This window comes from Holdemania filiformis DSM 12042, assembly GCF_000157995.1.
GTDB classification, from domain to species: domain Bacteria; phylum Bacillota_I; class Bacilli_A; order Erysipelotrichales; family Erysipelotrichaceae; genus Holdemania; species Holdemania filiformis.
Window position 1 is genome coordinate 62,376 of record NZ_GG657553.1, and the last position, 23,323, is coordinate 85,698.

Consider the following 23,323-nt stretch of genomic DNA (forward strand, 5'->3'; position numbering starts at 1 on the left):
AGAACTCATTGGAGAACGCAAAGGGGAAGTAAGACAAAGAATGATGCTTCAACAAATGTTGAGTATCCGGATACCGATGGGTGAAGAAGAAGCTGAACTGCTTCAGCAATTAAACGGTGATGAGCTTTTATTATTGTCGGAACGGTATGAGAGGATAAAGACGTCCGAAGATCTGACTGAACAGGTTCATGAAATTGTAAATCAAAGAATGAATGCTAATGATCAGTTTAATCAGTCTTTAAAAGTCAGAAGCTTGTAATGAAGTTAGAAGAAGACTTTGAACATCTCATTTTGATGGTAAGACATAATTTCACAGCCTAAATGGACAGACCGTAAAATAAACGACGTCCGTGAGAACTTCAGATTGTATTTTGGAAAAGAAAAGGGGTTGTTCATTAAGAAAATCAGAGATAGGGCTCTGCGTGAATTGTCATAGAAACTTTAATAAGATTTAAGAGTTACCAGAAAAGAATCATGATATACTCCTATCATAAACCGCGAAAGAAGGGGTATGATGTTTAGGAATAAAAACGGGGAGATTCGTTCCGGATGGAAAATCGCAGAGATGCTGGGAATCGTCTTCGGCGTATTGTTTCTCTTGATTTTTGTGATTCAGTTTGGATTTGCGTCTGTGATGATCGCAACTGGCAATCTTGATCAGGCGACAGGGATGTCCACGCCGTTTGCTTATCAGATAGCGGCTCTTTTAAATGGATCGATGATGTTTATTCAGTCCGGGGTGATGATCGCGGTGCCGATTCTTTTATGGACACGACGATTAAAAAGAGAGAAGTCGGCGCTGGGGTTGCCTTCTTTGTCAAAACATGGACGCGCGATGATCTTGGGATTGGCAATTGGCGCGGGATCAATGACGCTGACGTTCTTACTGCTTCTGGTGACGGACAGCGCGCAGGTTCTGACCTGGGTTCCGCAGCTGTCGCCTTCGTTGCTTGTGATGTTAATCTTGTATATTCTGGTCGGATATTCGGAAGAAATTATTTGCAGGGGGTACATTCAGGGCGTGATGCGGCAAACGCGAAATCCCTGGCTGATCATTCTGGTGCCTTCGCTGATTTTTTCTTTGCTGCACTCGGCAAATCAGGGGATCGGCTTGATTCCTTATCTCAATATCTTTTTGATCGGGCTGTTCCTGTCGCTGATCACGCTGACCAGCGGCAACTTATATCCTGCCATCGGCTTCCACATTTTCTGGAATTTTTTCCAGGGTCCGATTTACGGCTTTTCCGTCAGCGGCGGTCAGGAAAACGGTCTTCTGACAACCTACATGAAAGGCAATTCACTGCTCAACGGCGGTGCTTTCGGACCGGAAGGCGGTTTGATTGTCACAGCGGTCATTCTTCTGATGATCGGCGTCTGGTATTGGCGAACCAGGGAACAACTGCCGGGATTGATCGCTCAGCTAAAAGCGGGGGATCAATCCGTAGTCAAAGAGGAAGCGACCGGCGATTTTCAACGGGAAACCGATCAAGAACTCCCAGCGGAATCCAAGGCTGCCAGCCAAGCTGAAAAGATAGAATTGTAAAAATCCAAAGTAAAACGCGTTCGATCCTGAAGCAACAGGATAAAACGCGTTTTTAATCTTATGGACAAGTCAGAAATGCGATCGCAATGCTGAGCTGCTTAAGCTTACGCTAACAGCCGGACTTCACTGCGGTATAAGAACAGGATGTAAACGAGGGTGATCGCCAGATTAATGACGTTGCTGGCAATCGAAAGAACGCCGGACCAGTTTGACATAAATACTAACAAAATGGAAAACAGAATATTAAGACCATAGCTGACAATCATCAGCTTCCAGGTTGTTTCACCATGCTTGACCAGCGCTTCTTCCTGCAGCTCGCCCAGGAACTTGGTCGTTCCCTTGATGATGAAGAAATTCTGAAGGAAGCCGAAGACCGCGGCGATAACGGACAAGACCAGCGCGACGATCATAAATGTCTCAGCGGCTCCGGTATTGCCTCCGGCATACAGGTTGGAAAAGTAAACCGTTGCCATCGACAGGATCAAACTGCAGCCTAGACTGCACAGAACCATAATGAAGGCCCGGTTATATAAAGCATCGGCTTTGCGCGCTTTAACGATCCCGACTAAAATTGTGATTCCGGCGATCAAGCTGATAAAATTACCTACGCTGGGCAGGCTGACAAACAGCGCGATTACCTGACCGATAAAAATCAGTTTCAAGGCTTTGCCGGCTGTAAGATAACGTTCTTCTGACATAAAAAGACTCCTCTCTGCATGAATTTTGGAAAAATGCTTGTTCACCGGGAATTCTACCATAGAAAGCCCCGGAGGACAAGGCACAGGTCAGGCTGCAGTCAGAGTGAAAACCGAATAAGCAGGATAACCGCGGGTAAAACTAGCGGGGAAGGGAGATTCGCGATGTATTTTAATTATCATGCTAAAGCGATGCGCCTGATCCGTGAAGGACATTGTACGCATTTTGAATTGGTGGAACGCTGGAATCAAATTGCGCCGGCCATGGTATTGTATTTTGATAACGAGCCGCCGATGCCGATCCGGGAAGAACGCTGGGCAGATTATTTTGAATTGATCGACGAAATTCATAATAAGTCCATAAACGAAGGAGAATAGGCCTTTACTCCCGCAGCGAAATCCGCTAAACTAAAAGCGATTGAAGAGGGTGATAACGTGACGCAGATCAAAGCGGTTGTGTTTGATATGGACGGCGTTCTGATTGATTCGGAACAGTATTATCAAGATCGGTTAATGGCATATTTCAGAGCGATGGAGGTAGATTTACCACCGCAGCGGCTGAATCTATTGGTCGGGGCCAACGGTAAAATGAATTTATGGCCCAAGATTCTGGAGGGAATAACGCTGCCGCAGCCGTATGACGAGTTCATGGTCGGTTTGCGGGAATATCGCCATGCCCAGGGAATTGAGGACTACCGGCCGTTGTTATTTCCCGGAGTGGAAGAAACTTTGAAACAACTCAAAGCTCGTGGCAAGAAGCTGGCTTTGGCCTCCTCCAGTTCCTTTGCCTCGATAGAAAAGATGTTGTCGGACACGGGGTTGTATGCTTATTTCGAGTTGGTCACGTCCGGCGGAATGTTTAAAGAATCAAAGCCGAATCCGGAAATCTATTTGTTTACCGCAAAGAAGCTGAAGCTGGATCCGCATCAGTGTCTTGTGGTAGAAGATTCGCAATATGGAATTCAGGCGGGAGTTTCGGCAGGGATGACGGTCATCGCCCGGCAGGACGAACGGTTCCCGATGGACCAGTCGCAGGCTCACTATTTTGTAAAACAATTACAGGAAGTGCCGGCGATTGTTGATCAGCTTGAGCGTTAAATTCAGATAGACTTTTCAGAACCGAAGGAATCATGGATGATCGATGGGCAAGAGGTAATTTATCTTTTGAGTCCAAGACCGTTAATAAATCTCGATTCTTGCCTTTTCTGGAATCGCTCTTTTGGCGGGAAATTGCTGAAAAAGTTCAAGATGTTTTTATGAATGCCAACGTTCGACTTTGAAGGAATCGTTGGAAGCTTTCTCACCAATCTCGCAGTTCCGGTTCCGCTCTATTTTTAAACAGAAGACTGAGTCACTCACTCATCCATGAGGGAACAGTCTTTTTTTGTATTGCAGGCTTGCATCGAAGACGGAAAGAACTCCCGCTTTTGGTATTTCTATCCTCAAAGGATGATCCTTCAGGGAAAAATGGTAGGCAGTCAGACAAAGAAGATTGCTGCAGTTTCGATTTCGACAAAAAGCAAAGGTCCAATCGAATAAACTAGTTTCCAGTAAGCAGAAGTTCAGCGTTTCTCAGGGAATGAACTTTAAAGCTCAGAAATTGGATAAAAAGGAAATCGAATCATCTTCAGGTTCTCTGCGGGATCAGACTGGTTCGAATGGATAAAATTGATGGATTTCAGTTTGTGAAAAAAACAATTTTGTAAGCGCTTCATTTTTTACTTGACTGGTCAGACCAGATACTGCTATGATGAAGAAGTCGAAAGGAAGACTTTGGAAAGAGAGTACGACGAAAGAGAGGAAAAAGGATGAAAAAACTGATGATTTTAGTCCTGGCCGCAGTGTTAGCCACCACAGCGGCCGGATGCAGCACGACTAACTCGTCCCCCGCCGGCCAGCCATCGGCACCGACGAGCCAAACGGGCGGTGTGACGCTGAGCGAAGGCGCCAGTGTTAAAGGGGTTCAGGCGGATGTTACCTATCCGTTGGAAGGACTGGACGATACGCTGGCCATGAACAACCTGACCACGATTAAAACGTATGCCGGACAAGGGAAGGTTTCTGTCACGCCGGAAGGTGCGGAAAGCTTCGATCTGTTTATCAACGGTACTGCGGTGGATCACAGTGAATATGCCGGGAAGGCTTTCACGGTGGATTTCTCCGCTCTGGCCACCAACGAGATCAACACGATTCAGGTGACGAACATTCTTCCGGAAACCGCAAGCGTGAATATTAAAGTCGATTATCCGACGGTTATCGAAGGAACGCCGGAGGAAGTCGGTTTCAGCAGCGAAAAGCTGAGTTTCATTGACGATCTGCTGAACACGGAAGTGGAATACGGTTTCCCGGGTGGTCAGCTGGTCATCATCAAAGACGGGAAAATGATCAAAAACACAGCTTATGGTTATGCCAATTCCTATAATCAAGATGGGACACGGATTGAAAATCCGGTGGCAAGCACGACGGAAACTTTGTATGATTTAGCCTCCAATACCAAAATGTACGCGACCAACTATGCGCTGCAGATGCTGGTCAGCGAAGGGAAGGTTAACATTACCGATACGATCCAGAGCTATTTCCCGGAGTTTAAGGACGAACCCGGCGCGGCAATCCTGGGCAAGAATACGATGACCCTTCAGAATATTCTGGAACACCAGGCCGGCTTCCCAGCCGATCCGCAGTATCATAACGATACGTATGACAAAGATGATGGGATTGTCAACGGCGTCAACGATCTGTATTCGGTGGAAAAAGCCACGACAAAGGAAATGATTATGAAAACGCCGCTGCAGTATGAGCCGGGAAGCAAAACCGTTTACTCCGATGTCGACTACATGCTTTTAGGACTGATCGTTGAACAGGTTACCGGCATGGAGCTGGATGCGTATGTCGAAGAAAATATCTACAAACCACTCGGCCTCGATCACATCGTTTTCAATCCGCTGCAGAAGGGATTTGAAAAAGATCAATGCGCGGCGACTGAGCTGAACGGAAATTCCCGCGACGGTGCGATTTCCTTTACCGTTAACCGCACTGATACGATTCAGGGCGAAGTTCATGATGAAAAAGCTTTCTATGCGATGAATGGCGTTTCCGGACATGCTGGTCTGTTTGCCGACGCGCAGGATTTGGGGCGGCTGGCGCAGGTTATGCTGAACCAGGGCGGTTACGGCGATGTGAAGCTGTTCTCGAAACAGACGATTGATCAGTTCACCAAGCCGAAGTTTACAAGTCAGACCTATGGGCTGGGCTGGCGGCGGATGGGCGATCACGGCTACAGCTGGTATTTCGGTCCGCAGGCCGGAGCTTCGACGTATGGTCATACCGGCTGGACAGGAACGTTAAGTCTGATCGATCCGGAAAACGACATGATCGTCATCTGGCTGTCCAACAAAATCAACAGTCCGGTTGTCGATCCGACGGTCAATCCCAATTATTTCTACGGCAACCATTTTGTCGGCGGCACCCTGGGCGGCGTGGCGACACTTACTTATGACGCGCTGAATCCGACGTCGATGGACAGCACGGATTCCCTGTTAGCGCAGATGGTCGCGAACAAGCTGACATTGATCGAAACGGACGAAGGCTATCAAAATGCTGCCGATGAACAGTCGCTGCAAGCCTTGATGGATCTGTTGGTCAGCCGCGTGGAAAAGACCGGCTCCGCCGCCGTGAAGAGTCAGGCCGAACGACTGGTCGGCAAGCTGAGCGATGATGCGGCGAAAACGGCGCTGAATGAACGTTTGGCCGCGGTGAAATAAGCAGCTTTCTTCCTGAAAATCAGAATTTCAGGCAAGCGGGAAGGATGAAATCCAAGCCGTGAAGAACCTGCTTTCAGACCTATTCTGCTGAATGTGCTGAAATTTTCTAATATGGAATCGAAGTAAAAAGAAGCGAAATCAATCCGCTTCTTTTTTTGACTCTTTCAACTCGCGAGAGAGAATCTCTCTTTATGAAGGCTGATAAAGAAGATCAAGGAAAAAACATCTGCTCATGCTGATTGGTTTCACCTGGAAACAACCTTCCCCGCTTCGATTCATTCCCGGCGGATTTCCTGTTGCGATTCGGAACTTGATCAAAGAATAAGAAAAGCGGACGGTCCGACGTGATTCACGACTTTGACAATCCGCTGTTTTTTTGATTTCTTTTACCAATTCTCAATCCCAGGGCTAAGTGTTTTGTGTCAATGACTTCCATTGCTTAATCAGGGCTGCGACAGAGTTTCAGAATTCCCTTGGATCTGATCCTTAAAGTAGCTGCCGCCGAATAAGCGCTCATACTGCAAGGTTTGATAGTCTTTGATGAGCGGCGTGAAATCCGTTGATTCCCAATGACTGTACGCATTTCCCTGAGCATCCATGTAGCCCGCGAAGGTTACGACCGGCAGCGACGTGCGCAGCGTTTGTAAATATTGTCCATACGCGTCGCTTTCCACTCCGGCATAGTCCAGCAGCAGCGCCGACAGAAAATTCAGACTGGTTTCCGGCAGCGGGGCCTCAGGCAGCGGATAATTGGCCCAGAGAACAAACGGAACACGGAATTTATTCATATACTCTTCCATGGACATCGCGCCCTCTTCCACCCCATAAGCTTGATCCAGGAACGCCTGTTCCACTGACGGCTGATGATCGCCGAACATCAGAATCAGAACGGGTTCCTCCTGTTGGCTGAAATACTCCGTGAGCCGCAGAAACTGCTCCTCTGTTTTGTGAATCAACGTCAGATACTGTTCCGCCATCGGGTAGGCTCCCGGCTGATCGGTCAGAACAATCTGAGCCGGATAATCCTTCACGGTATACGCACCATGATTCTGAATTGTAACATTGAACAGAAATAACGGTTTGTTTAGATCGCGGTGTTCATATTCCCAGATTATCTGGTTGAAATCCGATTCATCGCTGACATAGCCATGTTCCAGGGTCAGGGGAACATCCAGCTCCTTCACGCTTTTAAATGAATCGAAGCCAAGCCGCGGATAGGCCTGATCGCGCTGCCAGGAGCTTCGCTCACCCGGATGAAACGCTGCCGTTTGGTAGCCGAGCTGCTTCAGCTGGGAGGCCAGGGAGAAGGAATCCTTTAAAATATATTGTTGGTACGGAATACTTCCGGAAGGCAGAAAAGCCATTGAATTTCCGGTCAGAAACTCAAATTCGCTCGCGCTGGTGCCCGCGCCGAAGACGGAGGCATAAGCATGGGAGAACCGGGCGTTTTCCAAGCTGGAAATGTCGTCAATGACGCTTTCACTGAGCTGAAGCTGGCCGAATTCTTCAAAGTCCGCCCACGATTCGTTCATGATGGCGATGATATGCGGTTTTTGATCTAAAGTCACGGACGCGCCCTCCAAGGACACCGTGCTTAGAATCTGATCTAATTTTTCCGCCGAGGTATCCGCCGGGACTTCGACATTCATAAATTCAGTGTTGCGTAAGAAGGTGGCGAGGATACCGCTTTTCTGGTAAGCGCCGGACTGATCCCAGACATCCGTCCGGACGTTAAACCGGGCTAAATTCTGCGGCGAAGCCAGGAATGCGCAAAGCAAAGTCAGCGCCAGGCAGATTAACCGTACCGGCAGCGGAAAGCGCGCGGAGAGCGAGCGGGGCAGAACGTCAAGCTTGCGAAAGCACAGAACGGTAAGCAGAAATCCCGCTAAGAGAACTGCGGTGATGATCATCGGCCCGTTCGGCGTAAAATCATAAGTGGAGGACACGGCAATCGCGGTGTTCAGCGCGGTCAGATCCCAGGGTAAAACCGGCGTGCCGCGGAAGACGGAGACGAAATAATTGATCGCGCCCAGCAGTGCGCAGGCGGTATGGATCAGGAAGCTGCCGGCGGCCGGTTTGCGAAGCAGCGCGCAGATCAGGTAATAAAGGACGCCGACGCAGATCGCATTGGCCAGAAAAGCCGGCGCTGAGATCTGCCACGGATCCCCGCAGTAAACATACTGCATCAGAAAGACGGCGGTAAACGGCGTCGCTATCATCAAGAACAGCCCCCCGATCCGGAGTCGGTTCTTTTTTATCTTCTCGATATAAGGAAGCAAGGAATTCATCCCCCTTTCAATGTTCATTTTCACAAATTGAACATATTGGCTTATTTTAAACGAGTTCTGAGGAAAGATCAAGAAAGCCGGGTCAATTCACTAAAAATTCCCACATTTTAAGAATGGTTTTGTGTCAAAAGCAGGGGGATCACAGCTGAGATTTTTTCCAGGCGATCATCACAGCGAATCTGCCGGGATATGCGATCATGCCAAGGTATTTCATTCTCGGCATCATGAATTTAAAAACGGGAAAAGTGGATCCCGCAAAACGGAAGAACACCCGGGTTTTGGCAGAAAGTCCTCCGACGCCGGCTTGCATTCGTTGTCTTTTCGCCTTACAATATCTCTCATAACCAGCTTGGATAAGGGGGAATTCAAGATGAAACGGGAAAACTGGGCGTTTTTGAAACGGGTGGTTTTACTTTCGCTGCCGGTCATGATCCAGCAGCTGTTGACGAATATGCTGAACCTGTGCGATACGATGATGATCGGCGGGATCGGCGAGAATGCGATCAGCGCGGTGGCGATTGTCAACAAAGTCTTTTTTGTTTATCAGCTGATTTTATTCGGGTTAAGCAATGGAATTGGAATCTTCATTTCACAGTATATGGGGGCACGGCAGGAGGATCAGATCACGGATCTGTATAATTTCGGACTTGGTTTGTGCTGCGTCATGGGAATTGTGGTCACTGGGATTCTGATCATTTTCCCACAGCCGATTCTCGGTTTATTTGTTCAGAATCCGCTTGTGCTGGCGGATGCGGAAGCGTATCTGGGCGTACTGTTGTGGACGCTGCTGCCGTTTGCCTGTACGTCCATGATCAGCGTAGCGTGCCGTGTGATGGGCCGGCCGGCTATTCCAATGATTTCCGGGGTGATTTCCTGTCTGGTCAACATTGTTTTCAATGCGCTGTTGATTTATGGTTTATTCGGTTTCCCGCGCTGGGGTGTGATCGGTGCGGCGGTGGCGACGATGATTGCGCGGTTTCTCGAAGCGGCCTACTTGTTCTATGCTTCCCGTCAATCTCTGCCCGCACTGAAGCTGCGGTTAAAAAATCATCTGCCGGCGTCGATGCGCTGGACGGTTATCTGCAAGGCGCTGCCGCTGATGGGAAACGAATTGATCTGGTCGCTGGGCTTGAATATGATCTTCATCAATTACAGCTTTATTGCGGAACAGTATATTCCGGCGATCACGGTAGTCGACAACATCAGTAATCTTGTTTATGTCGCCTTCAGCGGCTGTTCGGTGGCGGTCGGGGTGATCATCGGTCAGGCGCTGGGCTCAGGAAGGTTGGAACAGGCGAAACAGGACGCAAAGAAAATGATCGGCTTTGCGCTGACAGTGTATCTGGCGGGGGGATTGATTTTAGTGGCGATCCACCGCTGGGCTCCGGTTTGGTTCTCGTTAAGTCCGGCGAATGTTTCAATGGCGGCGTCCCTGATTCTGGCGAAGGCGTTTCTGGCCTGGACGCAGGGCTATGCGAACACGGTTTATTATATTCTGCGTTCCGGCGGCGATACGAAGTCGGTGCTGATCATCGACGGGTTGTTCACCTGGTTTGGACCGGTCTTGCTGAGCTTTCTGGTTGCGCGGGTGTTTCAGGTTTCGTTGTTTCCGGCTTACTGCATCGTCGAAGGCGCGGGTCTGGTTAAAGTCTGTCTGGCAACTTGGTTTTTGAAAAAGGGCAACTGGCTGAAAAACCTGACGGAGAGTCCGGCAGCGGCGGCCGAGGTGGATCCGGCGTAGAATCGATCACCGTCAAATCCGTGGAAAACGGGAAATGATCCCCATTAAAAAAGCTTATCTTCCTTAGCGGTTAAATCAATTCTGAAATTCTGAATTTCCAGAATCAATGGATGACAACCAGGGCGATAAGCTTTTATTTTGATTTTGATGAGAAGCGGCGGCTTTTATGTTAGAAAAGCTACCGACAGGAATCTTGCTGATCCCAGAAGCTGTGGATCAGCGGCAGGATTTCGTCATGCGGATCATCGCATTGCACAAGATAATCAATGAACCGCTGTTCAACCTCGGGATCCTCCGGGAATATCCGCAGTGCCTGATAAGCTGCTTTGCGCAGCACTTTAGGCGATTGATCGTCAAGGCAGGTCAGCGCTAACGCCTTCAGCCGCGGATCGCGGCGGCAGCGCAAATAGTTGAACAACGCCATTGTTTTTAGTTCTTTGTCCTGAACGTCCATCCGCAGGAAAGCGTAAAGCTGTTTGTCGTCCAGGGCCCTGTTCCAATTTAAACCCGCAGCGGCCATTTCCGCGGCTTCCACCACCGTCGGATAAAACTGTGCGCTGTTTCGATAGGCGGCATCCCATGACGTTGAGTTCAGCGGGTAAGCTGGAAGATCCTGAAGCTTAACGGCCTTTTCCTCCCGCCGCAAAGGGTGGAACGCGGCTTGAAAACGGGCGGGCAGCTGATCTGCGGAAACCGGGATGGAGGAAAAATAAAATTGTTTCGGCTTTCGTTTTGAATCGCGGGAATAAGCGATGCCGCTGACGGGAATGATAAACAAACAGTCCAGGGGTTGACGCAGCCGCGCAACAGCGCAGGCTTTGTGATGACCATCCAGAATGAAGTTCATGAACTCATTCAGATGATAAACAACAGCGCGCGGGCGGGCAGCCGAAGTCCGGAAAAGTTCTTCATAATGGGTTACACGTTCCGGATTCAGACAGGCGGAGGTTTCTGTGGGATAGAGATACAGTGGCCAGCCGTTGACATATTCATAATCCGATCCGATAAACGCTCCGGCAGTTGCCGCGGATTCTGTCCAGGTATTTTGAATATCCCAGAAGAAATGACCTTCGCCATCGGTAGGCATGCAGATCCCTTCGGCAATCACATAAAGTCCGGATTCCAGCAGAGAAAGCAGTGGTTTTAGCTGAGTGATGGATTGATTCAGTGAAACAAACGGTTGATTCAGCGGATCTTCCAGCTTTCGCAGCGCTTCACAATCCGCGTGTTCGATGCCCAGTCCGGCCGCTAACAAGCTGGCGCAGGTCGGACACCCGGGCTGAATCATCCGGACCAACGGAATCTGATTTAATGTCATAGTGATGAGTGAATGATAAGCGTAGCGTTCATCCTCTAACGGGGCCATCTGTTTTTTCAGCTGTCCGCTTCCAACGATAGAAATGAGTTTCGCCGAGCGCATAGACGGCATGGCGGACAAATCTAAATCTACATTCAAAATTTTTACGGAGTTCCGGGTTTTAAAGAACATACATCTGCCTCCTTTCCGCGATCAACGTGATGCGGGGAAAACGGGATTCACAAGGGATACGATTGAATTCTGAAGCGGTCAATCCTGTTCCTGGCTTCACTTTTAAAAATGTGGGATCCTTTGTCCGGAATCCCGCACTTGAAATAAATGTTTATTCCACGTCAGCTTTGCGTTAGCCGTTCGTCAAAATAAGGGTGTTAATAATAAGGCGATCAGTAAGGCTGGAAGCAGATTCGCAACCCGGATCTTCGTGTTAAACATCAGATTGACGCCGACACAGAAGATTAACATCGAGCCGGTCATCGCCAGGTTGGCGATCATCCCGTCGCTGAGCACTGGAGCGATCAGCTGCGCTAATAAGGTTATCGAACCTTGAAACAAGACAAGCGGAATGACGGAAAAAATAGCGCCTTTCCCTAAGGCTGAGGTAAAGATCATGATGATCAGACAATCCAGCACGGCTTTGGTGATCAACAACGACGGATCGGCGGCCAAACCATCCTGCAATGCGCCGACAATCGCCATCGCGCCGACGCAGATCGTTAACGAAGCGGTGAGAAATGCTTCCATGAACCGGTCGTCTTCATCGCTGCCGGTTTTCTTTTTCAGCCAGCTTCCGAATTGTTCAAAACGGTATTCCAGATTGATTCCCTCGCCCAACAGTGCGCCGGCCGCCAGGCTGAGCACCGCCAGCATGGTGCCCTGAACGCAGATGCCGCTGGCTTGAATCACCAACATTTTTTCCAGCGCGCCGGCTATCCCGATAAAAATGGAGGACAGTCCCAACGCCTGCATCAACGTGATTTGAAACCTTTGCGGTAAGCCTTTACGGAAAATCAGCCCCAGCAGCCCGCCGCCGATGACCGCTAACCCATTGATCAATGTTCCCAAACCCGGCATAATTGAACTCCCTTTCTCTACAAATAAAGAAACTACGCTGAAATCAGTCGGCAATTCCGCTGTTATTTCTTAAATTCCCCATAAGTCTTATAGGTTTTTTCCTCATTGTCCATCACCGTTTGACTTGGCTGGTAATCCTCATCCCCATAAATATTCGCGTGCAGATGCCGCACCATATCGCTGTAGCTGCGCACCAGATACCCGCCCAGCCCCGGACAACGCATGATATCGTCATATTCACCGCTCGGTTCTTTATAAGTTTCAATGTTTGTCAGATCGAAGCTTAAAAGCGAAACGAGATACTCTTTAATCTCAGAATTCGTCAGGTTGGTCGTAATATAGGGAAGCATATCGTTGACGATCTCCATCAGTTCCAGAATATTCTTAGGCTTCAGCTTAGCGATGATCGCGTTGATCACGTTGTTCTGGCGGTCCATCCGCACGAAATCACTGTCGATGTACCGCTGCCGGCAATACATCATTGCGTCATAGCCGTTAAGTGTATTGACACCGGTGTGCACGCTGTTCTTTGTGTTTCCCCGCAGTGCCCCGACTTCCTTGGCCGTCAGATCAATGTCAACCCCGCCGATCAGATCGACAAGCTTTTCCACCGCGTTAAAGCTGAAGGTCACATACTGCGTGATGTCGAGGTCTAAATTATAATTCAAGGTCTGAACGGCCAGCGTAGCGCCGCCGAACCAGTAAGCCCAGTTGAAATGACCATATTTCTGATGGTCGCCGGGAATCCAGACAACGACGTCGCGTTCGACAGAGGTGATTTTTAATTTCTTATTATCAAAATCCAGTGATACAATTTTCATCGCATCGCTGCGGTCTTCGTCGGTGCCCGTCGGCCCCTGACTGTTGTCCGCGCCAAACAAAGCGATATTGACGAGTTTCCGTTCTTTCACCGCTTCGATGACCTCAGGCGCGATTGCCGCGGTATCGCTTTCGATCATTTCACCATGTTCCATTTTGTTTAACATGGAGTCCATTGCCCAATTCGCCGCGCCGTAACCGCAGCCGCCGATCAACAGAATGACGGCAAGAACAAGCAGTCCTGTTTTAACACCCTTTTTCAATTCCTTCACCTCTGCAATAATCTAAGAATCCGATAAATCAAGTAATCGTTTTTATTATACCAGTTTGAGATCGAAGCGAAACGGAAAAAGCGGCAAAGTTTCTTTTCTGCGTAAATAACTATAAATTTGGATTTGCACGATCTCAGAGCTTAATCCGTGTTCCGGAGGCAGCGGAAGGGGGACTTGCATCCAGCCGTTGGGAAGCCGTCATCGCCAGCGAATTGCTGAGGTGGAATAAAACAATAAAATCCGAGTCAAACAAATTGTAGAAGGAAGTCCGCCGTTGGCAGTTTGTTAAGCGAATATCCTTTTGCAAGACCAGAGGTCAGGCTTTGTTTTTGTTAAATCGCTTGATTCAGCATTTCCATTTCATGAAGTTAATGGAAGAATATTTTCAGCTTGCTTTTTCTTCAAAATCTCTCTATAACTAAATCAGAGACTTACGCGAAGACCTGGATTTCCATCGGCCTTCGGGAAATGATCAGAAAACGAAACAGGGGGAGAATATGGAACTGACAGAGAAAACCAATTCGCAAAAACGAGTATTTACCGGGCGTTTGATTCATGTGCGGCATGATGAAGTCACTTTGCCCGACGGCACGGAAACGATCCGCGAGGTTGTTGAACATCCCGGCGGCGTGGCGATTGCGGCGCTGACCGATCAGAACGAACTGCTTCTCGTCGATCAATTCCGCTATGCCCAGCAGCGGATCATGCGCGAAGTACCGGCAGGGAAACGAGAACCTGGTGAGGATCCGTTAGTCACCGCCCAGCGAGAACTGCAGGAAGAAACCGGCTATACCGCTGAAACCTTTGAGTTTCTGGGGGAAATGGTGCCGACCGGCGCGTATCTGGAAGAAACAATTCAGATGTACAGGGCGAAAGGGCTGACCTTTGTCGGCACGCACCTGGATGACGATGAATTCCTGAACTGCGTGAAGGTGCCGTTGAAGGACGTCGTCGATCAGGTGATGCGCGGCGAGATCATCGACGGGAAAACGATTGCGATGACGCTGAAATTACAGAAATTGCTGGAGGAAGAAGAATGATGAATTTCGACTGTTTTGATCAACCTTACCCATCCAACCGCTATCCGGTGATGGCGCGCCGGGGAATGGTCTGTACCGGCTCCGCGCTGGCCTCGGCAGCCGGCTTGGAAATGCTGCGGCAAGGCGGCAACGCGATCGACGCGGCGGTAGCGACGGCGGCCGCGCTGACGGTTGTGGAACCGACGGCCAACGGCTTGGGCAGCGACGCGTTTGCGATTGTCTGGCACAAAGGGGAACTGATCGGGCTGAATTCCTCCGGCTTCGCTCCGGAAGCGATCACGGCTGAACAGGTCAAAGCCCAGGGCCATTCGACGATGCCGGCCTTTGGCTGGACGCCGGTCACGGTGCCGGGCGCGGTCAAAGCCTGGAAAAGTCTGAACGAACGCTTCGGAAAGCTGACGCTGGCGCAATGCCTGGCCCCGGCGATCCGCTATGCCGAGGAAGGCTATCCGTGTTCTCCGGTTTTAGCCCATTACTGGCAGGCCGCTTTTGATAAATACAAAAAAGAATTTGCCGGGAAACCGGAATTTGACGAATGGTTTGCGACGTTCGCTCCGCAAGGTCATGCGCCGCAGCCCGGAGATAAGATTACCTTAAAAAATCATGCGGAGACATTAAAAGAAATCGGCCGAACACAGGCCGACAGCTTTTACCAGGGTCAGATCGCCGATCAAATCGATGCCTGCAGCCGCAAATACGGCGGGTATCTCCGCAAAGCGGATCTGGAAGCGTTTGAAAATGAATGGGTTACCCCGATCCGACTGAATTACCGCGGCTATGAAATCTGTGAAATTCCGCCGAATGGGCAGGGCATCGTCGCGCTGATGGCGCTGAATATCCTGAAAGAATTCCAATTTCAGGAGAAGCTGCACGTGGAAACGGTGCATCGACAGCTGGAAGCGATGAAGATGGCGTTCAAAGACGGTTTGTTCTATATTACAGATCCGAAGGCGATGAAGGTGAAAACGGAGCATCTGCTTGATCCGCAGCTGGGGCGTCTGCGCGCCGCTCAGATCACGGATACCGCGCAGGATCCGCAGGTCAGCGAGCTGCCGCAGAGCGGAACGGTGTATTTATGCACTGCGGATGAGGAAGGCAACATGGTGTCCTATATCCAGAGTAATTATATGGGATTCGGCAGCGGCATCGTCGTGGAGGGCACCGGCATTTCCTTGCAGAACCGCGGTCATGATTTCTCACTGGATGATCAGCATGCCAATTATTTAGAGCCGCGCAAGCGGACGTATCACACGATCATTCCGGGATTTTTGATGAAAGAGGGCAAAGCGGTCGGCCCGTTCGGCGTCATGGGCGGCTATATGCAGCCTCAAGGGCATGTCCAGGTAGCGATGAACCTGATCGATTTCCATCTCAATCCGCAGATGGCGCTGGATGCGCCCCGCTGGCTGTGGGAACGGGACAACCGGATCTACGTTGAACCGCACTTCCCAACCGCTTTGGCGAAAGCGCTGCAGAAGCGGGGACACCGGATTGAAGTCTGCCTGGATCCCGGCGTTTTCGGCAGGGGACAGATGATCCTTAGAATGGAGAACGGCACGTTGATCGGCGGGACAGAATCCCGCACCGATAGCAACATTGCCTGTTTCTGACAATGGCTTCAACACTGGAATTTGTCACGTATGTGACCGATCAGCTGGCGTTGGCCGGCACAATTACCTGGAAGCGGATGTTCGGGGAGGTTGGCTTGTATTGCGATCAGGTGTTCTTCGCGGTGATCTGCGACGATCAGCTGTTTATTAAAATCACGCCGGAGGTGGCGGCCAGGATTCCAGATTGTCCGAAAGCGCCGCCCTATCCCGGCGCAAAGGAAAGTTTCTTAATTGAAGATCTGGACGACCGGGAAACGTTAGCGGAAATCGTCAAAGCAACCTGCGACGCTTTGCCGAAACCCAAACCCCGGCGGCCGAAAACTTCGAAAGCTGAATCAAGATAGAGATAGAACAGGGAAAGGCTCTGTTCTATTTTTTTATTATTTGCTAAACTACCCGGGTTTTTGAAATAAGAAGTAAATCTTCATAATCTAAACCGATAAAATTGCAGCGAATCGCAAGGATCGATTTTGTCATAGGGATGTTCGGATACTTCTGCTGATATAAAACAAAAACGAGGGAAATCCCTCGCTTTCAATATAAGGAAATGATTATACGCGTCGTATAAACGAGAATGAAGGTCATGGTCGATAGCGTTCTTTATTGTAAGCGTGGGTCAGTTCTTTGAACTGATCGTCCGGCTCCTGATCCTGGACTTCCTGCCAGTACTCCCAGGGTGTTTCGGAAGAAGCGAACGGATAACCTCGTTGAATACGCTCGTTCACTGCCTCTTTGTATTGCTTTCGGACTGGGGAAAGCACTTCCGGATGCAGCCAGGAATGCAGGCGCTGACGTAGTGTCGGCCGTTCTCCTAATGCGGAAGCTGCGATCTTTTCACTGCGAAACCCCTTCTCCAGGGAAACCGACCGGGATTTCCGAATCAAACGAAGGAACCAGCGAAGCAGGAAAAACAGAAGCAAACCGGCGGCGATCATGGCGATCACGGCCAGAATTCCGTTGAAAGCAGACGAAGCGGCATTGGCGGATTCCGGATCGGGCGTTAGGATGACCTCGGTCTGGGGTGTCTGTGTCGTGACTTCCGTTCCTTTTTGATGGGCCAGAATCCAGCGAATCAAACTTTGCAGCGACAGGATGATCGCCGAGAAGACAAATGCGAAGGCTTCGATCAAACGGCTTAAAATCCAGGTCAATCCCTGGCTGAACAACTGGGCGGCAGCAAGAATCAAAGCGCTCAGCGGGCCGATTGCCAAGGTAGCTGCCAGTTGAATTCCTGCCAGCTTAAGCAACAGCTTTTCCTGGTCGGGATCCAGCTGGGACATCGCGGCCGGATCAGAAGGGTTGAAAAACTGAGACTGGATGCGCAGGCATAACGCCGCCAAAACCAGCAGCAGCGAGCTGCGGATCAGATCCGGGCCGGTGCTGACCGTATTGATGAGAATCAGAATCAGCGCGCCGATCCCCAGCTTTCCCCATGAACAATCCCGCAAATCTTCCAGCGTCAGGATCAGGCCGGTTTCCAGAATCAACCCGACGGCGGTTAGCACCAGCGTCAGAATATTTTTTTGGATCGGAAGTCCAAACGCAAAGAGAACGATGTTCAGGAAGTACAAGCCAGACCGCAGCGCTGGTTTTTTCTGATGGGAAAGCAGCGACAGACCCCATTGCAGGATGAAAAACAGGACGCATCCCGGCAGGAAGAGCGTTCCGGGCAGAAAGGCCTGCACGAAGACGATCATGATCCAGAGTCCGCAGAGAACCTGCTGGAAGGCAAGGAGATACGGAATGCAGCGTTTCATTGGGTTTCCTCCTTCCGCAGCGGCAGCGCCTGACATCGTGCCGGCAGCGTCTTGGGATCCGGCAGTGTCCAACAGACCAAGGTCACGGCGGTGCCCTGAGCGCAGATCTTCATCATCCACTCACGGATGGCCTCCGTCAGCGAATTCAGAATGAGCAGGCAATGATGCGAGGCATCCAACAGCTGCGGATATCGTTGAAACAACCGGGTCGGCTCGCTTAGCGGATACGGGGCGGCGCAGGCTAACAAATCCAGACAGCTGACCGTGTGGTTCAGACTGGCGTCGCAGACCGAGGTATCCGCAACGGAAAAACGCACGACGGCATTGGTGACCAGGGCCGCAGGCAGCTGTTGGCGCTGACTTTGATCAAGGACCGCCGCGGCGAACTGCACCGCACTTTCCATAAATTCCGCGTCGTCCGCAAAGAGATTCTGGATCGACTGCAGGATTAAAAAGATCGAAAACGCCGGGTCGGAAGTGTGATCGTATTCTTTAACGTAAAAGGATTGATACCGCGCCGTCGCCCGCCAGTCGATATCGCGGAAGCTGTCCTGCGGCTGATAGGGACGCACACCGGTAAAAAAGATCGGATCCGGGTAGAGCCAGCGGCGTACTGACTGCTGCCCCTGAAGTCCGCAGGGACTGGCTTCGAGCGCCGCCGGGAATTGCCGTAAGGGATGGACGACGCATAAGCGAGGCGTAGTCAGAGGACCGTCCAGCTGGGTCAGATTCAGATAATCAGAAAGGATCGTCGAAGCCCGGAATTCGCCGGCACCGCGCTGTTTCGCAGTAAACCGCAGCGAGCGGGTTTTCTTCTGGCGTCCGGCGAGCGTCGTATGCAGGACAAAGGCGTTCGTCGCGCTTTCGCCGGTCAGCGCCAGATCCGTTTCTTCGCAGTCCAGAATCGCGGGAAACGTAATCCGCACCGCGGCATGCGGAACACTCATCCGCTTTTTATTCTCAAGAATCACCGTGAGCGTCAGCGTCTGTCCCGGTTCCAGCCGGCTGACATCGCTGAGCAGTGTGACCGACAGACCGCGGGCGCCCCGGCGTTCAAAATCATAGCGTCCCAGCTGAACGAAAACCAGACCGAGGACGAAGATCAACAACAACGTCATGGGGAATCAACCCTGAAACTTTTCAACCGGAACCGGGATTTCTTCCAGGATCTGCGCCAGTACGGCTTCCGCCTGCCGATCGGAACCCAGACTTAATCCGCCTAAAATCAGACGATGAGCCAGGACCGGCTGGGCGCAGGCTTTTAAATCATCCGGCAGGACATAATCACGGCCCTGGATCGCGGCCATCGCTTTCGCGCAGCGTATCCAGGCCAGAGCTCCGCGGGGACTGACGCCTAATTGAATCCGTTCATGCGCCCGCGTTCTGCCAACCACCTGCAGCGCATAGTCCAACAATACATCGTGGATCCGGACCGCATCGACCTCATCCCGCAGCGCTAACAGCTGTTTTCCGTCGAGTACTGGCGAGAGCTGTGGCGCGGCCGCCTGGACGCTGAGATTTTTCAACATCCGCTGTTCCTCCTGCGGTGAAGGATAGCCGGGATGAATCCGGATCATAAACCGGTCGATCTGAGCTTCCGGCAGCGGGAAGGTTCCCTGGTTTTCGATCGGATTCTGCGTCGCGATGACAAAGAAGGGTTCCGGCAGCGGGTAAGTCGTACCTTCCACGCTGATCTGATGTTCTTCCATCGCTTCCAGCAAGCTCGACTGGGTGCGCGGCGCGGCGCGGTTGATTTCGTCCGCCAGCACCAGCTGGGTAAACAACGGGCCCGGACGGAACTCGAATTCCCCTTTAGCCTGATTGTAGAACTGAATGCCGATCAAATCGGACGGCATCAGATCCGGTGTAAACTGGACCCGCTTGAACGAGAGATTCAGCGACTGGGCGACCGCTTTGGCCAGCGTCGTCTTTCCGGTGCCGGGTACGTCTTCTAAAAGAATGTGGCCTCCGGCTAATAAACTCATCATGATCAGGCCGCAGCTCTGTTCGCTGCCGACCATGATCTGTTCGATATTTTTTTTTAATAAGGATGCGGCTTCCTGACAGTTCATGGATATACCTCCTGCGATTTTTCTTATTTTAACATGAATTACGCTTGGGATTCGGAAAGTCGGTTGAAAATAGCCGGGGAAATTGGAAAAAAACAAAAATTTCAAAAAAATTTGATGAAATTAGACAAAAAGTCCCAAACTGTTCACCGCTCCTTCATTGAATCTGAAAGCATTCAATGAGATAATAAAACCAATCGGAAATTGACGTTTCCTGGCCTGCGGCGAGGAAGGCGGATGGATTCGCTATCGGATTCTGAAGCCGGACGAAATCGACGAAGTCCTCCGGCTGATCGCGATCAAAAAAAGCACCGCCGAAAAAACGGTAATTATCGGATTTGAAACAAATGAAAGAAAGGGGCTGACTATGCGAAAAGGAAATCGCTTATTACTGATCATGACCGGCTTGCTGGGGCTGTGCGCCGCGGTGCTGCTGCTTCTGGTCAGCGTATTCCGGGTGGAAAGCCTGACGATTATTGAACAAAATACCGAATTGATCTACCAGAGCAGTTCGGCGGAAATGATGGGCTTTGAATTCAGCTATTTAAGCGCGCAGGATGAATCGAAAACTGTGGAGACCCTGCGTTTTGTCGCTAAGGATTTCCCGGTCTACGTGATCGGCCGCACGACGCAGAGCTTCGGCCCGTTTGAAGTGACGACGGTGCAGGCGGTCATCGCGCCGATGGACACAGAATGGCCGGAAAGCGGCGGTTTGGATTTGTCCGACGCAATCCTGACGTTCACCGACGGCAGCGAGGAACAGATCCGGCTGGGCAAGCTGAAGCTGGTGCCGAAAGAAAAGAATGAAGGTCCGTACGAAATTACGGAAATGACGTCCAAGGACGACGGCAGTTTTGTGATCCGGTTAAACGCGACAAAAATGCTGCATTTCGCCAGTATTTCCAGCACGGCAACGGAAAATGTGCTGGATGTGCTGGAACTCATCATCAACGATAAGCCGGTGGAGGAATGGAAAGGTTTGCTGGTGCCGCAGGGTGAGATTGTGATCCAGGGCAGCTTTAAGGACAAAACGGTTGATCCGCTGCAGTCGATGCGGCTGAGTCCGACGATGACGTTGGAGGATGAAAAAGGCAATCCGTTCGATCTTCAGTTCACTACCGAGCGGAAACGGCAGGAAGGGTTCAACGTCTTCAATCTGTTGTCGACCACACGGAAGTTGGAACCGAAGGGTTTGAAAATTCAAGCGATGAGGTATTTACTCACCACTAGAGCCGTGTGGAAAATTAGCAAACTTTTCCCTATTCATATAAAAGAAAAGACAGAATCATCGCTTGTGATCATTCTGTCTTCTTTCTTCAGATAAAGCTGAATTACTGTGCGGAAGCCTGGTTCAGGCAGTCAGTGACCGCATCCAGGATTCTGCCGCTGGACAGCGTGCAGCCCGAGATCGTGTCGACGTTGACGGAGTTTTCCGCAACGATCGCCGCTGGCAGATCGCTGATCGCCTTGTCGGCAACGCCCGCTGTTTCATGCTGCTCAACGATTTCAACCGCGCTGATCTTGCCGTCCGCGATTGTCGTCTTGACTGTCATCTGACCTTCCTGGCCTTCGACCGTCGCCGTGTATTCGCCGTCTTTCAGCGTCTTGCTCATATCGAAGCGATCCGCGGACGCCGTTTCCTTCTCAAACAAGGAAGCGTCGAACAGGTTGGATGCCGCTTTCACTGTGTAGCCTTCCGCTAAGGTATCCGTCATTGCAGTACGGCCCGCAATCCGTCCGAAGGTGATCGGACCCATGACGCCGGTGCCGCCGGAAACAAACTTGCCCCAGATGCCGCCGGTGCATTCGCCTGCTGCGTACAGACCCGGAATGACAGTGCCGCTTTCATCCAGCACATGCGCCTGCGTGTCGATCGAAACGCCGCCCAGCGTCATAACGACCAACGCTTTTAACGGAATCGCATAGTATTTGTCGCCTTCGATCTTGTTGACCGCTAAGCTGTAAGCCGATGGTGTCGCATCAAAGCTGCGGCCGAATTCATCTTCAGCTTCGCCGTCGACAGCCTTGTTGTAAGTTTCAACCGTGGCCTTCAGCGCCTCCGCCGGAACATTGATCAGCGCTGCCAGTTCGTCCAGCGTCGCCGCTGACTTCACCAGGTTCTTCGCCCGTCCGGTTTCCGGATTGAAATACAGCTGGTACATCATATCGCCGCCGGCTGCGGAAAGATCCGCAACGATCTTGTCGGTGAAGATATCATACTGAACCGCGCCCGGCTGTTCTTCCAGAGCAACTTCACGCACATCGACGCGCGCTTCCTGTTCGTTGACAAACCGCTTGCCTTCCTGGTTGACGCAGATACCGCCTGCCTTCCAGGTGTAAGTAGAACCGATCGTTCCGCTCTGCGGGCCGGTCTGCACGCCCATCGGGAATGTCGGGATATAGCTCATCGCTTTTTCATCGACGTTGGCGCCGACTTCCTGCATCATCCGCAGGCCTTCGCCCATCGAGGTTGTGGAGCTGAGGTAATCCGCACCGTGTTCCGCGTATTTGCCCATCAGCTTGAAGTTTCCGGAATAGCCGCCGGTCGCCATCACGACGCCCTTGTTGGCGGTATATTTAATCGTCTTACCATCTTCGGTAACCGCTTCAACGCTTAAGACCTGACCCTTGTCATTCGCCAGCAGCTTCACGCCGTCGGTGTTGAAATCAATTGTGACGTTGTCCAGTGTCTTGATGTACTGATCGAGCACCTCATGCGCGGCGCTGGAATAATGTTCCTTGTCGTCCGCCTTCGGTTTGTAGGTCCGCTGAACGGAATATAACTGGTGTTCCGGTGCGAAGACCGCTTTGCCGCCGGTCGCTTTGTCTAACGAGAATTCGTTGTCGGCTAACCCGTGCTCCAGCATCCATTCGAACATCTCCGTGTCTTCGTTCACGAACGCTTCGACCAGCTCGCGGTTGCCCAGCTGAGCGCCGTTTTTCATGATGTCTTCCACAAAGGAAGCTTTCGTGTCTTCGATGCCGGCTTCCTTCTGCAGCGAGGTTTCCGCTGCGGACATCGATCCGGACGTCAGATTCAGATTCCCGCCGGTACGGTTGGTCTTTTCAATAATGATGACGTTCTGTGCGCCGTTGTCTGTGGCCGCGATCGCAGCGGATAACCCCGCTCCGCCTGCGCCTACGACGATAACGTCGGCTGTTTTCTCTTCATCATACGCCGTAGCCGGCGCTGACGGTTGTTGTTCCGCAGGCTTGTTGTTGGACGTTGAGCATCCGCTCATCGCGGAAACCATCAACAAGAAGGCTGAACATAAGGCTACTGTTTTCTTCATTTCTTTCCTTCCCTTCTATCACCATTCTATCATTTAAGAATGTTTT

Annotated in this window: 19 protein-coding genes; 10 read left to right on the forward strand and 9 right to left on the reverse strand. The window is 51.0% G+C overall.

Features of this window, described 5'->3' with window-relative positions; translation table 11 throughout:
* The coding region (locus HOLDEFILI_RS02725; RefSeq protein WP_006057859.1) for a hypothetical protein at positions 1 to 259 on the forward strand (259 nt) is incomplete at its 5' end.
* 255 nt (positions 260 to 514) lie between these two features.
* The gene (locus HOLDEFILI_RS02730; protein ID WP_039863781.1) at positions 515 to 1,543 is read left to right on the forward strand and encodes a CPBP family intramembrane glutamic endopeptidase; all 1,029 of its coding nucleotides are present in this window, start codon (positions 515 to 517) and stop codon (positions 1,541 to 1,543) included.
* Between the two features lie 104 nt (positions 1,544 to 1,647).
* Here HOLDEFILI_RS02730 and HOLDEFILI_RS02735 read toward each other — a convergent pair whose 3' ends face one another.
* A complete protein-coding gene (locus HOLDEFILI_RS02735; protein ID WP_039863782.1) occupies positions 1,648 to 2,241 on the reverse strand; it encodes a hypothetical protein in 594 nt (197 codons plus the stop codon).
* Between the two features lie 162 nt (positions 2,242 to 2,403).
* Here HOLDEFILI_RS02735 and HOLDEFILI_RS02740 point away from each other — a divergent pair, with 162 nt between their 5' ends.
* The 3 genes from HOLDEFILI_RS02740 to pbp4b all read left to right on the forward strand — a co-directional run bounded on the left by HOLDEFILI_RS02740 (position 2,404) and on the right by pbp4b (position 5,999).
* Positions 2,404 to 2,616: a hypothetical protein gene (locus HOLDEFILI_RS02740; RefSeq protein WP_006057863.1), complete on the forward strand. Its 213-nt coding sequence runs from the start codon at positions 2,404 to 2,406 to the stop codon at positions 2,614 to 2,616.
* A gap of 57 nt (positions 2,617 to 2,673) precedes the next feature.
* Complete coding sequence (locus HOLDEFILI_RS02745; protein ID WP_006057864.1) at positions 2,674 to 3,336, forward strand: HAD family hydrolase; 663 nt, start codon at positions 2,674 to 2,676, stop codon at positions 3,334 to 3,336.
* A 710-nt stretch (positions 3,337 to 4,046) separates the two neighbouring features.
* A complete protein-coding gene (gene pbp4b / locus HOLDEFILI_RS02750; protein ID WP_006057868.1) occupies positions 4,047 to 5,999 on the forward strand; it encodes a penicillin binding protein PBP4B in 1,953 nt (650 codons plus the stop codon).
* Positions 6,000 to 6,442: 443 nt separating this feature from the next.
* Here pbp4b and HOLDEFILI_RS02755 read toward each other — a convergent pair whose 3' ends face one another.
* Positions 6,443 to 8,218, reverse strand: coding sequence for an LTA synthase family protein (locus HOLDEFILI_RS02755; RefSeq protein WP_050766921.1), 1,776 nt, complete (start codon positions 8,216 to 8,218; stop codon positions 6,443 to 6,445).
* A 439-nt stretch (positions 8,219 to 8,657) separates the two neighbouring features.
* On the opposite strand from HOLDEFILI_RS02755, the gene HOLDEFILI_RS02760 reads away from it, so the two are divergent.
* Positions 8,658 to 10,028, forward strand: a complete 1,371-nt coding sequence (locus HOLDEFILI_RS02760; protein ID WP_050766908.1) for an MATE family efflux transporter — start codon at positions 8,658 to 8,660, stop codon at positions 10,026 to 10,028.
* Positions 10,029 to 10,206: 178 nt separating this feature from the next.
* On the opposite strand, the gene HOLDEFILI_RS02765 is transcribed toward HOLDEFILI_RS02760, so the two are convergent.
* From HOLDEFILI_RS02765 to HOLDEFILI_RS02775, 3 genes are all read right to left on the reverse strand, one after another.
* Complete coding sequence (locus tag HOLDEFILI_RS02765; protein ID WP_006057873.1) at positions 10,207 to 11,517, reverse strand: hypothetical protein; 1,311 nt, start codon at positions 11,515 to 11,517, stop codon at positions 10,207 to 10,209.
* A gap of 183 nt (positions 11,518 to 11,700) precedes the next feature.
* Positions 11,701 to 12,417, reverse strand: coding sequence for a DUF554 domain-containing protein (locus HOLDEFILI_RS02770; RefSeq protein WP_006057874.1), 717 nt, complete (start codon positions 12,415 to 12,417; stop codon positions 11,701 to 11,703).
* Between the two features lie 62 nt (positions 12,418 to 12,479).
* Entirely contained in the window at positions 12,480 to 13,499 is a 1,020-nt protein-coding gene (locus HOLDEFILI_RS02775) for an LCP family protein (RefSeq protein WP_050766909.1), read from the reverse strand.
* Between the two features lie 506 nt (positions 13,500 to 14,005).
* Here HOLDEFILI_RS02775 and HOLDEFILI_RS02780 point away from each other — a divergent pair.
* From HOLDEFILI_RS02780 to HOLDEFILI_RS02790, 3 genes are read left to right on the forward strand one after another with little or no spacing between them, the layout of a single operon-like run.
* A complete protein-coding gene (locus HOLDEFILI_RS02780; RefSeq protein ID WP_006057877.1) occupies positions 14,006 to 14,548 on the forward strand; it encodes an NUDIX domain-containing protein in 543 nt (180 codons plus the stop codon).
* The gene (gene ggt / locus HOLDEFILI_RS02785; protein ID WP_006057878.1) at positions 14,545 to 16,158 is read left to right on the forward strand and encodes a gamma-glutamyltransferase; all 1,614 of its coding nucleotides are present in this window, start codon (positions 14,545 to 14,547) and stop codon (positions 16,156 to 16,158) included. Before HOLDEFILI_RS02780 ends, ggt begins: the two co-directional genes overlap by 4 nt.
* 2 nt (positions 16,159 to 16,160) lie before the next feature.
* Positions 16,161 to 16,502 carry a TfoX/Sxy family protein gene (locus tag HOLDEFILI_RS02790; protein WP_006057879.1) on the forward strand — a complete coding sequence of 114 codons (342 nt, stop codon included), beginning with the start codon at positions 16,161 to 16,163 and terminating at the stop codon, positions 16,500 to 16,502.
* A 237-nt stretch (positions 16,503 to 16,739) separates the two neighbouring features.
* Here HOLDEFILI_RS02790 and HOLDEFILI_RS02795 read toward each other — a convergent pair whose 3' ends face one another.
* The 3 genes from HOLDEFILI_RS02795 to HOLDEFILI_RS02805 are packed head-to-tail and all read right to left on the reverse strand — an operon-like array spanning position 16,740 to position 19,987.
* Entirely contained in the window at positions 16,740 to 17,915 is a 1,176-nt protein-coding gene (locus tag HOLDEFILI_RS02795) for a DUF4129 domain-containing protein (RefSeq protein WP_006057880.1), read from the reverse strand.
* Positions 17,912 to 19,033 (reverse strand): DUF58 domain-containing protein, encoded by a 1,122-nt coding sequence (locus tag HOLDEFILI_RS02800; RefSeq protein ID WP_006057881.1) that lies wholly within the window; start codon positions 19,031 to 19,033, stop codon positions 17,912 to 17,914. The genes HOLDEFILI_RS02795 and HOLDEFILI_RS02800 overlap by 4 nt, the downstream gene beginning before the upstream one ends.
* Positions 19,034 to 19,039: 6 nt before the next feature.
* Complete coding sequence (locus HOLDEFILI_RS02805) at positions 19,040 to 19,987, reverse strand: AAA family ATPase (RefSeq protein WP_006057882.1); 948 nt, start codon at positions 19,985 to 19,987, stop codon at positions 19,040 to 19,042.
* Between the two features lie 364 nt (positions 19,988 to 20,351).
* Here HOLDEFILI_RS02805 and HOLDEFILI_RS02810 point away from each other — a divergent pair, with 364 nt between their 5' ends.
* On the forward strand, positions 20,352 to 21,308 hold the full coding sequence (locus tag HOLDEFILI_RS02810) for a hypothetical protein (protein WP_006057884.1): 957 nt from the start codon (positions 20,352 to 20,354) through the stop codon (positions 21,306 to 21,308).
* Positions 21,309 to 21,315: 7 nt separating this feature from the next.
* Here HOLDEFILI_RS02810 and HOLDEFILI_RS02815 read toward each other — a convergent pair whose 3' ends face one another.
* Positions 21,316 to 23,277: an FAD-dependent oxidoreductase gene (locus tag HOLDEFILI_RS02815; RefSeq protein WP_006057885.1), complete on the reverse strand. Its 1,962-nt coding sequence runs from the start codon at positions 23,275 to 23,277 to the stop codon at positions 21,316 to 21,318.
* Positions 23,278 to 23,323 lie beyond the last annotated feature (46 nt).

Coding starts and splice junctions, on each gene's coding strand:
- HOLDEFILI_RS02760 (WP_050766908.1), top strand. CDS start 8,658: ATGAAACGGGAAAACTGGGCGTTTTTGAAACGGGTGGTTTTACTTTCG.
- HOLDEFILI_RS02815 (WP_006057885.1), bottom strand. CDS start 23,277: ATGAAGAAAACAGTAGCCTTATGTTCAGCCTTCTTGTTGATGGTTTCC.
- pbp4b (WP_006057868.1), top strand. CDS start 4,047: ATGAAAAAACTGATGATTTTAGTCCTGGCCGCAGTGTTAGCCACCACA.
- ggt (WP_006057878.1), top strand. CDS start 14,545: ATGATGAATTTCGACTGTTTTGATCAACCTTACCCATCCAACCGCTAT.
- HOLDEFILI_RS02755 (WP_050766921.1), bottom strand. CDS start 8,218: ATGATAGCGACGCCGTTTACCGCCGTCTTTCTGATGCAGTATGTTTAC.
- HOLDEFILI_RS02730 (WP_039863781.1), top strand. CDS start 515: ATGTTTAGGAATAAAAACGGGGAGATTCGTTCCGGATGGAAAATCGCA.
- HOLDEFILI_RS02790 (WP_006057879.1), top strand. CDS start 16,161: ATGGCTTCAACACTGGAATTTGTCACGTATGTGACCGATCAGCTGGCG.
- HOLDEFILI_RS02770 (WP_006057874.1), bottom strand. CDS start 12,417: ATGCCGGGTTTGGGAACATTGATCAATGGGTTAGCGGTCATCGGCGGC.
- HOLDEFILI_RS02765 (WP_006057873.1), bottom strand. CDS start 11,517: ATGTTCTTTAAAACCCGGAACTCCGTAAAAATTTTGAATGTAGATTTA.
- HOLDEFILI_RS02780 (WP_006057877.1), top strand. CDS start 14,006: ATGGAACTGACAGAGAAAACCAATTCGCAAAAACGAGTATTTACCGGG.
- HOLDEFILI_RS02810 (WP_006057884.1), top strand. CDS start 20,352: ATGCGAAAAGGAAATCGCTTATTACTGATCATGACCGGCTTGCTGGGG.
- HOLDEFILI_RS02805 (WP_006057882.1), bottom strand. CDS start 19,987: ATGAACTGTCAGGAAGCCGCATCCTTATTAAAAAAAAATATCGAACAG.
- HOLDEFILI_RS02735 (WP_039863782.1), bottom strand. CDS start 2,241: ATGTCAGAAGAACGTTATCTTACAGCCGGCAAAGCCTTGAAACTGATT.
- HOLDEFILI_RS02800 (WP_006057881.1), bottom strand. CDS start 19,033: ATGACGTTGTTGTTGATCTTCGTCCTCGGTCTGGTTTTCGTTCAGCTG.
- HOLDEFILI_RS02795 (WP_006057880.1), bottom strand. CDS start 17,915: ATGAAACGCTGCATTCCGTATCTCCTTGCCTTCCAGCAGGTTCTCTGC.
- HOLDEFILI_RS02740 (WP_006057863.1), top strand. CDS start 2,404: ATGTATTTTAATTATCATGCTAAAGCGATGCGCCTGATCCGTGAAGGA.